The organism is Haloferax sulfurifontis (assembly GCF_014635105.1).
GTDB classification, from domain to species: domain Archaea; phylum Halobacteriota; class Halobacteria; order Halobacteriales; family Haloferacaceae; genus Haloferax; species Haloferax denitrificans.
The window spans coordinates 25,736-39,751 of sequence record NZ_BMCI01000007.1; the positions used below are offsets into that span (position 1 = coordinate 25,736).

The 14,016-nt window shown below is 67.6% G+C and carries 12 protein-coding genes and 1 tRNA gene; 3 read left to right on the forward strand and 10 right to left on the reverse strand.

Going from position 1 to position 14,016, the window contains the following annotated elements; all coding sequences use genetic code 11:
• Positions 1–28: 28 nt before the first annotated feature.
• A complete protein-coding gene (locus IEV64_RS16965; protein ID WP_188424633.1) occupies positions 29–760 on the reverse strand; it encodes a profilin-fold protein in 732 nt (243 codons plus the stop codon).
• A 120-nt stretch (positions 761–880) separates the two neighbouring features.
• Between IEV64_RS16965 and IEV64_RS16970 the strand changes: the two genes are divergently transcribed.
• Positions 881–1,597, forward strand: a complete 717-nt coding sequence (locus IEV64_RS16970) for a hypothetical protein (protein WP_188424635.1) — start codon at positions 881–883, stop codon at positions 1,595–1,597.
• A gap of 30 nt (positions 1,598–1,627) precedes the next feature.
• Here the strand turns inward: IEV64_RS16970 and IEV64_RS16975 are convergent, their stop codons facing one another.
• Positions 1,628–2,245: a class I SAM-dependent methyltransferase gene (locus IEV64_RS16975; protein WP_007276070.1), complete on the reverse strand. Its 618-nt coding sequence runs from the start codon at positions 2,243–2,245 to the stop codon at positions 1,628–1,630.
• A gap of 253 nt (positions 2,246–2,498) precedes the next feature.
• On the opposite strand from IEV64_RS16975, the gene IEV64_RS16980 reads away from it, so the two are divergent.
• Positions 2,499–2,693: a cold-shock protein gene (locus IEV64_RS16980; protein WP_004041873.1), complete on the forward strand. Its 195-nt coding sequence runs from the start codon at positions 2,499–2,501 to the stop codon at positions 2,691–2,693.
• Positions 2,694–2,838: 145 nt separating this feature from the next.
• Here the strand turns inward: IEV64_RS16980 and IEV64_RS16985 are convergent, their stop codons facing one another.
• The 4 genes from IEV64_RS16985 to trmY form a co-directional block, all read right to left on the reverse strand.
• Complete coding sequence (locus tag IEV64_RS16985; protein ID WP_188424637.1) at positions 2,839–5,178, reverse strand: hypothetical protein; 2,340 nt, start codon at positions 5,176–5,178, stop codon at positions 2,839–2,841.
• 108 nt (positions 5,179–5,286) lie between these two features.
• Complete coding sequence (locus IEV64_RS16990) at positions 5,287–6,513, reverse strand: ABC transporter substrate-binding protein (RefSeq protein ID WP_188424639.1); 1,227 nt, start codon at positions 6,511–6,513, stop codon at positions 5,287–5,289.
• Between the two features lie 483 nt (positions 6,514–6,996).
• Positions 6,997–7,069, reverse strand: a tRNA-Pro gene (locus tag IEV64_RS16995).
• Positions 7,070–7,153: 84 nt separating this feature from the next.
• On the reverse strand, positions 7,154–7,750 hold the full coding sequence (gene trmY, locus IEV64_RS17000; protein ID WP_007276073.1) for a tRNA (pseudouridine(54)-N(1))-methyltransferase TrmY: 597 nt from the start codon (positions 7,748–7,750) through the stop codon (positions 7,154–7,156).
• A 179-nt stretch (positions 7,751–7,929) separates the two neighbouring features.
• On the opposite strand from trmY, the gene IEV64_RS17005 reads away from it, so the two are divergent.
• Positions 7,930–9,828, forward strand: a complete 1,899-nt coding sequence (locus IEV64_RS17005) for an ABC transporter ATP-binding protein (RefSeq protein WP_188424785.1) — start codon at positions 7,930–7,932, stop codon at positions 9,826–9,828.
• A gap of 96 nt (positions 9,829–9,924) precedes the next feature.
• Here IEV64_RS17005 and IEV64_RS17010 read toward each other — a convergent pair whose 3' ends face one another.
• The 4 genes from IEV64_RS17010 to IEV64_RS17025 form a co-directional block, all read right to left on the reverse strand.
• Complete coding sequence (locus tag IEV64_RS17010) at positions 9,925–10,968, reverse strand: DUF4350 domain-containing protein (RefSeq protein WP_007276075.1); 1,044 nt, start codon at positions 10,966–10,968, stop codon at positions 9,925–9,927.
• Complete coding sequence (locus IEV64_RS17015; protein WP_007276076.1) at positions 10,955–11,854, reverse strand: S49 family peptidase; 900 nt, start codon at positions 11,852–11,854, stop codon at positions 10,955–10,957. The genes IEV64_RS17010 and IEV64_RS17015 overlap by 14 nt, the downstream gene beginning before the upstream one ends.
• A 142-nt stretch (positions 11,855–11,996) precedes the next feature.
• Positions 11,997–12,773: an ABC transporter permease gene (locus IEV64_RS17020; protein ID WP_188424640.1), complete on the reverse strand. Its 777-nt coding sequence runs from the start codon at positions 12,771–12,773 to the stop codon at positions 11,997–11,999.
• Entirely contained in the window at positions 12,770–13,723 is a 954-nt protein-coding gene (locus IEV64_RS17025; RefSeq protein ID WP_007276078.1) for an ABC transporter ATP-binding protein, read from the reverse strand. The genes IEV64_RS17020 and IEV64_RS17025 overlap by 4 nt, the downstream gene beginning before the upstream one ends.
• Positions 13,724–14,016 lie beyond the last annotated feature (293 nt).

Below are 14,016 nucleotides of genomic sequence, written 5' to 3' on the forward strand. Positions count from 1 at the left end.
GTGTTTCCAAAAGCGTCGCGATACCCCGCTACCCAGCGTCGTCGAACGAGACGGTCGCGAGGTCGGCTTCGAGGTCGTCGACGTACTCGTTGTACGCCTCGACGAACGCGACGAAGTCGCCGGCGAGTTCGCGCACGTCGGGCGCGGCGGGCGGTTCGTACTGCGACAGCAGGTAGATGCCGCCCTCGCCGCCGACGCGCAGGTACGACGCCCGCGGGCCGTCCCACTTCAGCTCCCAGCGGGTGCCGCCGACCCGCTGGGTGAAGGTGCCGTACTCGCCGTCGAAGCGGTTGAGTTCGCCCGCCATGGTGTCGGCCACCTCGCGGATGGTCGAGACGAGTTGGTCCCGCTGGGCGACGATTTCCTCGGTCGTCGTCACCGCGGGGAACTCCGTCGGCACGTCGTCGAGGACGCCGTCGAGCGACTCGACGTGGTCGTTGTACGCCTCCACGAACGCCGGGTAGTCCTGCATCGCCGTTCCGAGCGCCTTCGGCTCCGGGGGCTGTTTGGTCGAGACGACGTACGTCTCGCCGCCCGACTTCCCCTTGAACCGGAGGTACTGGAGCGCGCCCGCCTCGTACTTGAGCGTCCACGTCCCGCGGCGCGTCTTGAACGTCTCTTGGCCGTAGTCGCCGCCCTGGAGGATGGCGAGCTCGCGCGCGATGGTCCCCGCGTGGGCCTCGACCGCGGCGACGACCTCGTCGCGGTTGGCCGCGACGTCGTCGACGCTCGTGATATCGAACGAGAGGGCGTCAGTCATGGTCGGAGGGTGGGAGTTAGAGGGGGATAAGTGCGTCCGTCGCCGGTTTTATCACCGACAGTACACGTCTCGAACGTGATGAGCCAACACAGGGCAACGATTGGTGGGACAATCGGGGGCATGGCACGACGGGCGAACCCGGCCTTTGCGGGTGGCATCGTCGCCGTCTCGGTGGTCGCACTCGCGTACGCGGTGACGGTCGGGTCGCTCCAGCAACACACGTTCGTCCACGTCATGGCGGGCCTGCTGTGGACGGGCACCGACCTGTTCATGGGGGCGATTCTCGGGCCGGTCATCGGCGGGCTGACCGACGAACAGAGCGCCGCGGTGTTCGAGCGCCTCACGCCGAAGACCGCGTTTTTCCTCCCGTCGATGGCGCTCGTCACCATCGCGGGCGGCATCACGCTCGCCCAGCGACTCGGGGTGTTTCCCCACGCCGAACCGTGGCTCGCGCTGTTCACCGCCGCGAACCTGATTCCGACGCTCCTCCTGCTCGGGCGTCGGCTGAACGCGTGGCGCGACCGGCGCTGGCAGGTCGTCTTCGCCGTCGCCACCGTCGGGTCGCTCGCGTGGGTCGCGACCACCATCGGCGACTTTCAGATGACGACCCCGGCCATCATCGTCGCGCTGGCGGTCGTCACCGTCCTCTCGGTGCAGGGCTTCGGCTTCCTGATGCCCGGCGAGATACGGATGTACTTCGAGATGACCTCCGACGACCCGGACCCCGGCGTCATCTCCGCCATCGGAAAACAGAACGCCATACTCGGCGGCGTGCAGGGGCTGTTCCAACTCGTCCTCATCGCCGATATGGTGTATCTCCGCTACGGCGGCTTCTGAGGTGAGCGCGGAGCGGCCGCGCTCGCGGCCTCACTCGGTCCGGCGGAACACCCGGAGCGTGTCGCGGTCGCCGTACTCGCGGGCGACCTGTTCGAAGCCGAACTGCGTGAACACGGCCGCCCAGTCGCGGTAGTACAACGGGAAGTCGTACTCCTCGTCGTTGACGCCGCGGTCCTCGGGCGGGACGGACCGGTCGCCCTCGTTTTCGACGGTGACGACGTAGTCGCTCGCACTTCGAGCGACCGCCTCGAACGCCCACGCGTCGTCGGGGTGGACGTGCTGGAGCGTCTCGACGGAGTAGACGGCGTCGAACTGCCCCGGAGAGAACTCCTCGGCGACCGCCTCGATTGCGTCGGCGTAGAACGTCCCGCAGTCGGCGAGGTCGGGGTAGGCGTCGGCCATCACCTCGAAGCAGTCGGGGTTGATGTCGACGCCGTGGAGGTTCTCGAAGCCGTGTTCGCGGAGGTGCGAGAGGTGCCGACCGGGGCCACAGCCGAGTTCGAGAATCGACGCCGAGGGGTCGAGACGCTCCTCGAAGACGCGCCGAATCGACTCGCTCGTCTCGTTCGGCCCGTAGTACGCGTAGTACTCCGGGGAGAACTCTCCCGACCGGTCTGCCCACTTCCGACGAACGTCGTTAGCATCCACGGTGTCGGAGACCGACCGGCCACGCGTAAAGCCTCGTCGGCTGGGGGCAGACGCGTCCGAGCGCAGAACTGCCGATACCACAGGATATCGCGGAATCGGCGACGAACCTCGGGGCGAGTGCGGAGGAGAACCGACATACCAGAACATTCGTCTACAAACACCGACGATTCAGAAAAAGAGTCAATAAAATGACCCCCATGACAGCACGACCCTCACAAGTCTTATCCGTAAAGGGCGTGTGTGTTCAAAAGCAATGGCGAAAGGAAACGTTGATTTCTTCAACGACACTGGCGGCTACGGTTTCATTTCGACGGACGATGCTGACGACGACGTGTTCTTCCACATGGAAGACATCGGCGGCCCGGACCTCGAAGAAGGCACGGATGTTGAGTTCGACATCGAGCAGGCCCCCAAGGGCCCCCGCGCGACGAACCTCACGCGCCTTTAAACTAATTTAGTACGCCGCGTTTCGCGGCAGAACGATAACTCACATTTTGCGTATATTCGACCGGCGAGCGACGCGTTCGCGGCCGGTCGGCTACGCGACCTATCCACTCACCACTCAGAGCGTATCGGCCGCGCGAACTACTGACTCAGAGCGTGTCGGCCGCGCGGGCCTGCTCGGAGCGCCGCCGCGCCTGTTCGAGTCGCCGGTCGGTCGCCCGCGAGAGCGACCCCGGAAGCTCCCCGCGAGCCGCGGCCAGCCGCTCGGCCACGCGTTCGAGTCGCGCGGCGACGGTGTCGAGGCTCTCGTCCGCCCGTCCGCGGTCGCCCGCCTCGGCGCGTTCGGCGGCTCTGCGTGCGGCCTCCGCGACCGAGTCGAGCGCCTGCGCCAGCCCGCGAACCGCGTTCTCTCGTCCGCCGTTCGCCGCAGTTCCCGTCGAGTCGTTCGGAGTGTCCGTCTCCGCCGAGTCGTCCGAATCGTCAGCGCCGTCACTGTCGTCGTCGACCGCCGCGACCGCCGCGGCCGTCTCCGCGGAGATGTCTGCGAGGAACGTCGAAAGCGACGCCTTCCCGGTCCGCGGCTCGTCGATGCGGACGCTCGGAATCGGGTCGGGCGCGGCGTCGCCGTCCGAATCCGACTCTCCGTTCACGGGGTCGGGGTTCACCCGGAACGCGCCGAGTTCGTCGTCGCTGTCGCGGACCTCGACGGTGTACGCGCCGCCGCGGTGGACGTAGACGGCGTCCGGCCCGGACAGCGGCGCGTCGTACAGTCGGCCGCCGAAATCGTCTTCGAGCGCGAGCGCCGCCAGGTCGCGGTCGGTCCCGTCGGCGTCGACCTCGACTTTCGTCGCCGACTCCCGCGCGACGAGCGGGATTTCGCCGTCCACCCCCGCGGTTGTGACCGTTTCTCCGTCGCCGTCGCCGGATGACGATTCAGTCTCCGTCGCGGACGCCGGCCCGGACCCCGCGTCACCGACGCGAACCGTCTCGCTGTGGGGAGCCGCCCCCGCGCCGTTGACCGTGAGTCGGTGCTCGCCCGCGGGTACGCCTCGGAGGACGCCGAGACCGCCGAACGTCGGCGCGGCCTCGGGGTCGCTCTCCAAGAGGAGGACGGATTCGACGCCCGACTCGCGGGTCGTCACGCCCTCGCCGTCCGGCGCGTCCGCGTCGGTGACGGCCTCCGTCACCCGGACGAAAAGCGTGTTGAGCGTCGAGGGCTCGTCGACGACGTCGTATCGCTCGGCGAGGGCGCTCCGGTGGGTCGGGTCGGTGATGTCGGCCGCAGGGTCGGCGTAGCGCGACTGACTCCACGGCGCGCTCGTCGTCGTGAGGTGGCTCGCAATCGCGTCCTCGACGAAGCCCGGGACCGCGAACTCGAAGCTCAGTTGCGGCCCGGTGAACGCGGCGATGTGCTCGACTTCGCCCGCGGGGACGAGCGCGTACTCGATGTCGGCGTCAGCGTCGGCGTCGGCATCGGCGTCAGCGTCGGCGTCGGCATCGGCGTCAGCGTCGGCGTCGGCATTGGCGTCAGCGTCGGCGTCGCTGTCGCCGGCCGTCTCGGGGGCGAACACCAGCCCCGTCGACCGCGCCGGGAGGTCCGTCGGCGGCGACGACAGCGCGTCGAACGACCGCACCGTGAGCGCCTCGCCGACGAGGGCGTCGCGCGTGACCGACGGGAGCCGCTCGTCTTCGTACACCGGCGCGCCGTCGAGTTCCGGAACGACGTAGGGCAGGCGCGCGCCCTCGTCTCGCGGGAGCCCGTAAGCGATTGGAATCTCCGCGGCGTCCTCGATGCGGTCGAACGCCCGGTTCGTGATGTCCGCGAACGTCCCGCCCGTCGGGAGCCGCTGGAACCGGTCGGCCCGGTCGTTGAGCGACAGCGCGCTGGAGTGCGACCCGAGTTCCGAAAGCACCCGCGGCGGGCGCGCGGGGTCCGGGTCGAGAAATTCGTTGTTCGGCACCGACCGCGAGTGGGAACTCGCGACGTACAACTGCGGGACCGGCTCGTCGTCCGCCGTGTCGACGAAGACGTGCAGGACCTCCCAATCGTGCCAATGGAAGTTCGTCGTGAACTGGTCGAACACCGAGTAGAACCAGTACTGCACCGCCGTCAGTGACGACCCCTCGTAGCCGACCACGTTGTAGAACACCGTCGGCTCCGGTGCTCGCTCGCCGGTCTCCCGCTGGGTCGCGTGATAGCCGTCGAGCGCGTCGAAGCCGTCGACGACCGTCTCGCCGTCTCGGTCGCTCGCGTACGACCGAGGGTCCGTCGGGAACCACGTCTCGTCGGCCTCGAAGTAGAGCGTCGGCGCGAACCGCGCCGCGAGGTCGCGGGCGACGTCGTCGTCGACGCGCTCGGTCGGGGCGGCGGTGCTGGTGGTTTCGGCCGAGTCGCCGCCGAGGGCAGAACACCCGGCGAGCGACCCGACGCCGGCGCTCCCGAGCGCGGCGAGGAACGCCCGGCGGTCGACCGCGGGTCGGTCCGTCATCTGTCTAGCTGGTGGAGTCGAGGACGGCACAAATCTCTTGTGTCGGGCGGCGACGGAGAATGCGGGGCCGGTTGGCGGGGCCGTCGGTGCGGCGTGGGCGACCGCCGCTCAGAAGTCGCCGTTGATGATGTCGGCGACGTGCTGGCGGTCGAACAGCTGTTCGTCCACGGGGATTTCGGGGTACGGGCCGCCGTCCGAGGTCGGCCATTCGCCGAACGTCTCGGGATAGAACTGCTTGGCGCTCATCTCGAGTTGGAAGAGGTTGAGAATCGGCCCCTGATAGCGCGCGCCCTGCGGGTAGACGCGGCCGTTCCGGACCGCCGAAATCTCCGCGGCGACGGGGTCGGCTTCGAGCGTCGCCCGGAGGTCGTTCATGCTGACGTTCGGTTGCATCCCGCTCAGGAAGAGGACCACGTCGGGGTCGGCCTCCAACAGCGCCTCGAAGTCGACGGTCGACCCGGACTCGATAGAGCCCTCGAACGCGTCGTGCGGTTCGAGCGGCCGGATGTGCGAGGTCATAAAGCCGGGGTTGCCGACCGTGTACGCCCAAATCTGGCCTTCGATGTCGGACGCGGTGAGCAACACGACGCTCGGGCGCTCGTCTTCCGGCGGAAGCCCTTCCTCGATGGTGGCGAGCAGGTCGTTGCGGACGGCCGCGAGCGCCTCGTAGCGTTCCTCCTCTCTGAGCACCTGCGCGACCTTCTCGAACTGCTCCCACAGCGTGTAGTACTCGTAGTCGCCGGTCCACTCGTCGGTCGGCGACGCGTGACGGCCGCTCAGCGAGTTCCCGAACCACGGCGAGATGTTGTCGGCGACCTCCTCGATGTCGGCCATGCCCCACTGTTCGAGTTGGACGACCCACGCCGGGTCGGCCAGATGCACGTCGCTGTCGAGTTCGTACAGCTTCTCCTTGCTCGTCTCCCACGAGGGGTACAGGTCCGCCCAGTCGACCTCGACGCCGGGGAGCCGCGCCGTGAACTGCTTCCACGTCGCGTCGTAGTACGCCGGCCCGTTGACCGCGTTCACGTCGTCGCCGCGGCCGAGCGCGAACGCCATCCCCGCGTGGTGGGAAAGCCGCGTGAAGATGCTCCGGGGCGGTTCGTCGAACTCGACGGTGCCGACCGGCGACATCGTCACCGAGTACGAACTGTCCGCGGGCGTCTCCGTCTCCGTTTCCGTGGCCGTCTCGGTCGCGGACTCGGTCTCGGCGTCCGTCGTCTCTGCACCGCTTCCCCCGGTACAGCCGGCGAGCAATCCGCCGCCGACGGCCGCGCCGCCGTACTTCACGTAGTCGCGCCGCGTCAGTTCCGTCCGTGGCGTCTCGTCGTGCTCCATAGTTTTTTAGGCCCGCCTAAAATAGATAATTGCTTCGGTTCTTGGGCGCGAGTGGGGGCGTCGCGAGTGAAACAGTGTTTCGTTGACTCAGCTGTGCGACTGTCTCACCAGCGACTCGGCAGTGACGCTCGTTCACAGATACCGTCCTAAACTCAGGTGGTTTCGGTACAGGTGCCGGCTCAGATTCGAACGTCCCTCGCTGTCGCTCGGGCGTTCGAATCTTCAGTCGTCCAGACAACTGTTTCGGGTGGACTCACACACGCTACGCGGTGCTCGTTGGCGTTGAAAGGGGTAGAAATGGGCCACTGTGACTCGCTTCGCTCGTCGCAAGCACCCGCTCACTTCGTTCGCGAGTACGGCTCAGATTCGAACCACGGTCACTCACTTCGTTCGTTCCCTGATTCGAATCTTCGCCGGGTGAAATCTCCCACACCTTTCAGGCCACTGGCTGTCGCTCGTGGGTCGTGAAAGGTGGGGAGAATATGGGCCGGCTCAGATTCGAACTGAGGTTACGGCCACCCGAAGGCCGAAGGATACCAAGCTACCCCACCGGCCCGCATTTTGAGGCAAGCCACCGTCGCGTTTAACAGTTGTGATTGTGGGCCACCGTCAGACGGCGTGACACACCGCCGACCCCGACTCAGTACCGCGAATAGCCCGCGGTGTCGAGGTAGTTGTGTGCGACCGTAATCGAGTGGTCGGCGTGGAGAATCTCGGGGCCGAGGCGGACCCGCTCGTCGGCGGCGGCCGCCAGCAACTCGGCCTCCTCGTCGGTGAAGTCGTGGTGGTCCGAGAGGACGAAAAGCGGGTTCTCGGGCGGTTCGACCTGAACCACGGGGTCGCCGTCCTCGTGGAGTTCGACCACGGTCGCGTCGCGGGCGGCCTCCTCCAGCGTCGTCTCGAAGCCCATCCGGCGGATTGAGACCCCCGGTGACGACTCGGCGGGCATGTGGCCGATGGCCTCCTCGCGCTTTTCGAGCGCCTTGCGAATCAGGGCGGCGGTGGAGCGCTCGTCGGGGTTGAGTCGGCGGAGTTCCGAGCCCTCGAAGCGGACGGTGTACTCGTCGCCGAGGACGAGGTGGACCCGAACGTCCTCGCGGATGTCGTGTGAGAGGAAGAACGCGGAGTTGACACAGCGGCAGAGCACGTCGAGGCGGCCGGCCCCGCCCGCGATGTCGTCGAGCGAGAAGTCGGGCGTCGTCGGCGCGTCGTGGCCGATGACGATGAATTGGCGCATGAATCCGACTCGGCGCGTGAGGGTCTTATCGCTGTTCACTCGCGCGGGGACGCGGGGGCCGACGGCGCGAGAAGAGAGCGCCGGGCCGACGGCGACGACGCGAATCACCCCGACCGCGCACGTCATAGCCGCTGGACGCTTACCTCAGGTAAGTGAGCCACCAAGCCGGGCGCGACCCGATGGTCCGCCTGTTCGCCGAGTACGGACGCGAGAACCTCGCGTGGTTCGTCGTCGGGCTACTGGCGAGCGTCTTGGGGCGACTCATCGCGGTCGTGCCGGCGCTCGTCCTCGGGGTCGCCATCGACGCGGTGTTCTTCAGAAACACGGCGTACGCCCTCCCGTTGGTCCCGTCGACGTGGTTACCGACGACCGTCTCCGGGCAGTTCTGGCTGAGTTTCTGGCTCGTCATCGGGGCGTTCGTCGGCGGCGTCGCGCTCTCGTGGGTGCAGGGTCTCGGCCTCGCCGTCTACTCGAACCGCGTCCAGCACGCCGTCCGGGTCGACACCTACGACGCGCTCCAGCGCCTCGACATGGCCTTCTTCGACGACAAACAGACCGGACAGGTGCTGTCGATTCTCAACAGCGACGTGCGAAACCTGCGGACGTTCCTCGACAGCACGCTCTCGGGCGGCCTCCAGTTGGTCGTCGCCGTCGTCGGCATCGCGGGCGTGCTGTTCTACCTGAACGCCCAGCTCGCGGTCGTCACGCTCGTGGCCGTCCCCCTACTCGCGGTCTTCACCGTCTGGTTCATGCGGACGATTCGGCCGCTGTACCGCGCGCTCCGCGAGAGCGTCGGCGCGCTCAACACCCGCATCGAGAACAACGTCTCGGGGATGGAGGTCATCAAGGCCTCGGCGACCGAGGACTACGAGACCGACCGCGTCGCCGACGCCTCCATGGACTACTACCGGCGCGCCCTCGCGGTCGTCAGGCTCGACTACCTCTACCAGCCGTCGATGGAACTCCTCGCTGGCGTCGCGTTCGCCGCCACGTTCGCCATCGGCGGCGTCTGGCTCATCTTCGGCCCGCCCGGGCCCTTCACCGGCGACCTGCTCGTCGGCGAGTTCGTCACGTTCCTGTTCATGACCCAGCGGTTCATCGACCCGCTGTCCGGCGCGGGCCGCATCGTCAACTCCTACGAGAACGCCCGCGCCTCGGGCGAGCGCATCTTCGGGCTGGCCGACCGCGAGGCCGTCGTCCGCGACGCGCCCGCCGCCGCCGCCCTCGACGCGGTCGCCGGTCGCGTGGAGTTCGACCGCGTGTCGTTCGCCTACGCGACCGGCCGCGAGGTGCTCCGCGAGGTCTCGTTCGCGGCCGAACCGGGCGACACCGTCGCGCTCGTCGGCCCCACGGGCGCGGGGAAATCCACCGTCGCAAAGCTCCTCCTCCGGCTCTACGAACCCGCGGGCGGCGCGGTCCGCGTGGACGGCCGCGACGTGCGCGACGTTCGAATCCGGGACCTCCGCGAGGCCATCGGCTACGTGAGTCAGGACGTGTACCTCTTCGACGGCACGGTCAGGGAGAACCTCCTGTACGGGGCGTTCGACGCGACCGAGGCGGAGATGGTCGCGGCCGCGAGGGCCGCCGAGGCCCACGAGTTCGTCTCGCGGCTCCCCGACGGCTACGACACCCGCATCGGCGAGCGCGGCGTGAAGCTCTCGGGCGGCCAGCGCCAGCGGCTCTCAATCGCCCGCGCGATGCTCCAAGACCCGCAGATTCTCGTCCTCGACGAGGCGACCAGCGCCGTCGACACCGAGACCGAACTGCTCATCCAGCGCGCGCTCGACCGGCTCTCGGCGGGTCGGACGACGCTCGTCATCGCCCACCGGCTCTCGACGGTTCGCCGCGCCGACGCCATCGTCGTCCTCGACGAGGGCGAAGTCGTCGAATCGGGCACCCACGACGAACTGGTCGAACTCGGCGGCCTCTACGCGACGCTGTGGGGTATTCAGGCAGGCGACGTGTCCGGCGTCTCGGCGGACATCCTCGCGCGGCTGGTCGAGCGAAGCCGCGCGGCCGACGACGCCGACGCCGACCGCATCGCCGACAGGGTCGCCGACGGCGGCGACGACGCCTGACGGCGGCTCAGCGGTCGCTCGGAGGCGAGTGACAAAAAAGTCGAGTTCGAGACGGGAACGCCGGCGGCCGGCTTCGGTCGCGTCGGGGCGACGCAGTTACGCCGGCGTGGGCGTGGTTCCTCGGGTGGGTGCCGAGCCCGTTGTCGAACCCGGTGCCGGACCGGCCGGGGCGCCGGCTTCGGGCGTGGCCGGTTCGGGCGCGCCGGACTCCTTGTCACCGGAGACGAGGAAGTCCGCGAGGTTGCCCACGAGCACCTCGTTGTCGGCCTCGTAGGCCGACTCGGGCGCGAGGAAGTCGGCGTCGCCGATGGCGACGACCGTCTCGCTCTGGGCGGCGACCGTGTACGGGCCGGTCTTGCGAACCGACTCGACGCGGGTCTCGCCGCCGGAGACGAGCGCCGGCGAGACGCTGTCGTCCGAAATCGAAAGCGGCGCGGCGTCGCGGAACACGACCTCGTCGACGCCCTCGGTCAGGGCGGTGTCGCCCTCGGGCGCGGCGTAGACGTTCTCGTAGTTGAGGTAGTAGTCGTGCATGTTGTACAGCGACGAGGAGCCGAACGAGACCCCGTAGTCGGAGGTCAGGCCGGCGTCGCCGCCGGTGGTCCCGGACGACACCGAGACGGTGATGAGACCGAGGATGCTCGTCGTGCCCGCGGACTGCGGGTCGCCGAGGAGGGCGACGCGACCGCCGGCGTCTTCGAACGACCGGAGGCCGTCGAGCTGGTCGCTGGTGTACGGCCGTTCGGGGTTGACGACGACGAAGGCGTCGGCCCGCCGGAGCGAGGCGTTGAAGTCCCGCTGGGCGTCCTCGCGGGTGAGGTACTTCACCTGATGGCCGTTGGCGACGAGGGCGTCGACGAGCGGTTGCACGTCGGACTCGCTCACGTCGTTTTGGTGGGCCACGTCGATGAGGACGGTCTTCGGCGCGGCGTTCGAGTCCATCGCCACCTCGCCCGATTCGGGGCCGGGCGTGGCGACGAGTTCGTCCGCGTCGAACGCCTGTTTCGCGGCGTTTTGGGTGTCTGCCGAGTCGTTGCCGCCGAGTTGGACGGCGTAGGGTGCCACCGCGGCCCCGACCAAGATGAGGGCGAGCGCGACCGCGAAGACGGCCGCCCCGCGGAGTAGGTTACGCTGAGACATTGCCGATCACCTCGTCTTCGTACTGCACCTGTCCGTACACCATCAGGAACTGCGGGGCGCGAACGCCGTCGTAGCCCATGGGACTCTCGTCGACGACGACCGTCGAGTTGCCGTTCTGCGAGCTGAGAAGGATGATTCCCGAGCGGGTCGGCGGCTCCTTCTCGACGACCTCGTAGTTTTCGAGGCCGGCCTCGGAGGCGGCGCGGTCGATGGCCGTCTGGAGCGTGCCGATATCGTCGGCGTAGCCGTTCTGCGTGGCGCGAGCGCCGGTGTAGACCTTCGCGTAGGCGACTTCCTCGCGCGACAGCGAGAGCTCGTCGCCGCGGTGCTCCATGACGCTACCGACGAAGGCGTGTTTCAGCGTCTCAATCTGGGCTTCGCGTTGGTCGACGGTCATCGAGGCCTTGTCCGGCCCGGTGCGAATCTCGTTGGACGAGCCGCCGATGGGGGCCGACCCGCGGACGCCGACGCTCCCGATTATCGAGGAGGGCGTCACGTAGATGCTCTCGGAGGGGAGCATCGTGTAGTACGCGCCCGACGCGCCCGCGCCTTGGACGCTCGAAACGACGGGCATCTCTTGGGCGGTCCGATTGACCGCCATGTACATCCGCTCGGAGGCGGCCGCGGAGCCGCCGGGGCTGTCGACCTGCAGGACGACCGCCTTTACCGATTCGTTCTCTCGCGCTTCGTGGAGGTCCTCTTCCAGCTGGTCAGCTGTGTAGGAGGTGATGGTCCCGTCGACCGAGATGACCGCGACCCTGTCTGGGGTGGGCGCGGCCGCGTCGTAGACGACGGGGGCGAGGAATGCTCCAACCAGGACGGCCGCGACGAGGGCGAGGACCGAGACGGTCCGCGTCGACGCCGCGGAGGAGGGTTTTGATACCATACTGCGGACGAGAGTTCTAGAGCCGGTGTCAAAATAGTTGTCATTGGAAAAGACAGTCTTTCGGACACGACTGTCGGCACGCGTCGGGGTCGTGAGTGAAGCCGCGACGCCGAGACACCGAAAAACGGGAGTCGTGACCGGTTCAGTCGGTCAGCCCGTAGCCGCGACGGAACAGCACGACGTTGAGGCCGACGACGCCGAGCGTGAGCGCCGTCAGCACGCCGAGAGACAGGTTCGGGTCCACCTCGGTGACGCCGAGGAAGCCGTAGCGGACGCCGTTGACCATGTACACCATCGGGTTGAGGAGCGACGCCTGCTGGAAGGTCTCGGGAATCTCGTTGAGCGAGTAGAAGACGCCGCCGAAGAACACCAGCGGGCGGAGGATGAACTGGTTCATCATCGTCAGGTCGTCGAAGTCGTCCGCCCAGAGGCCGCCGACCACGCCGAGGCCCGCGAAAAGCAGGGTGATGACGAGCATAAAGGCGACGAGGTAGAACGGTTGGGCGACGCCGACGGACGTGAAGAACGCGCCGATGAGGGCGACGAGCGCGCCGACGAGCACCCCGCGGGTCGCACTGGAGAGGACGTACGCGCCGACCATCGAGGAGTACGAAAGCGGCGAGGTGAGCGCCTCCTCGATGTAGCGGTTCCAGCGGCCGTGGAAGATGGAAAACGAGGCGTTCTCGAAGGCGTTGGAGACGGCTCCGAGGACGATGAGGCCGGGGAGGATAAACAGGATGTACGGGACGCCCGCGATTTCGTTGATGCGCTCGCCGAGGATGACGCCGAACACGGAGAAGTACAGCACGTTCGTGATAAACGGCGGGACGAACGTGTTGCGCGGGCGGCGGACGAACCGGAGGACTTCGCGGCGGAGCAGGGCGTAAAAGCCGGTCACGTCGAGGCTCGTGAGGCTCATTGCTCGACCTCCGCGGTGGCGCGGCCCTCGCCCTGTCTCGTCATCTCGACGAACACCTCTTCGAGCGACGTGCGGGAGATTTCGAGGTCGACGATTTCGTGGCCCTGCCGGTCGAGCGCCTGCACCACGTCGGGGGCGACGAGACCGCCCTGCTGGGCCGTCACGACGAGGCGAGTGCCGTCGAGTTCGACGGCATCGACGCGGTCGTCGTCGGCCGCGAAGTCGGGCACCGCCGTCGGCGGGTCGCGGAGTTGGACGACGATGTCGTCGGTGCCGCGGTCCATCAGTTCCTCGGGGCTGGCGACCTCGATGACGGAGCCGGAGTCGAGGATGGCGACCTCGTCGCAGAGGCGTTCGGCCTCCTCGATGTAGTGGGTCGTAAGGAGGATGGTCGTCCCGCTGTCGTTGAGGTCGACGATGGTCTCCCAGAGTTCGTGGCGCAGTTGCACGTCGACCCCGGCGGTCGGCTCGTCGAGGATGAGCAGGTCGGGGTCGGTGATGAGCGCCCGCGCGAGCATGAAGCGGCGTTTCATCCCGCCGGAGAGCCAGTCGAAGCGGGTGTCGCGCTTGTCGTAGATGCCGACGCGCTTGAGCACCTCGTCGGCGCGCTCTGCGGCCTCGTCGTGCGGAATCCCGTGGTAGCCCGCCTTGTGTTCGAGCACTTCTCGGATGGGGAAAAAGCGGTCCACGTTGAACTCCTGTGGCGCGAGGCCGATTCGGTCGCGGGCCTCGCGGTAGTCGTCTTCCACGTCGTAGCCGAAGACGCTCGCCTCGCCGCCGGTCTTGCGGACGAGGCCGACGAGGATGTTGATGAACGTCGTCTTGCCCGCCCCGTTCGGCCCCAACAGCCCGAAGAACGACCCCTCCGGAACGTCGAGGTCGACGCCGTCGAGGGCGCGGACGTCGCCGTAGGACTTCGTCAGGTCGCGTATCTCAATCGCGGATGCCATTCGTTGGTGCGTCGTCGGGCGTGGACGCGATTAAGCGTAGTGTCCGCGGAACGCCCCGTCACGGCGTGGCACGCCCGGTCGCCGGGGAAACCGACGACGCTCGAACCCCGCTCAAGCAGTTAGATGTGTTACCACGTGTCAAATTAGGGCCTAATATCCGTTCGTACAGAACTAAGTCATTAACTAATATTATCATTATCAATCATTAACTATTAGTACTCCTCGGCAGTCGAACCGGGTGAGGAGACATCCGATGGTAGTATCCGAAGCACACCACGCATCCGACCGCTCGA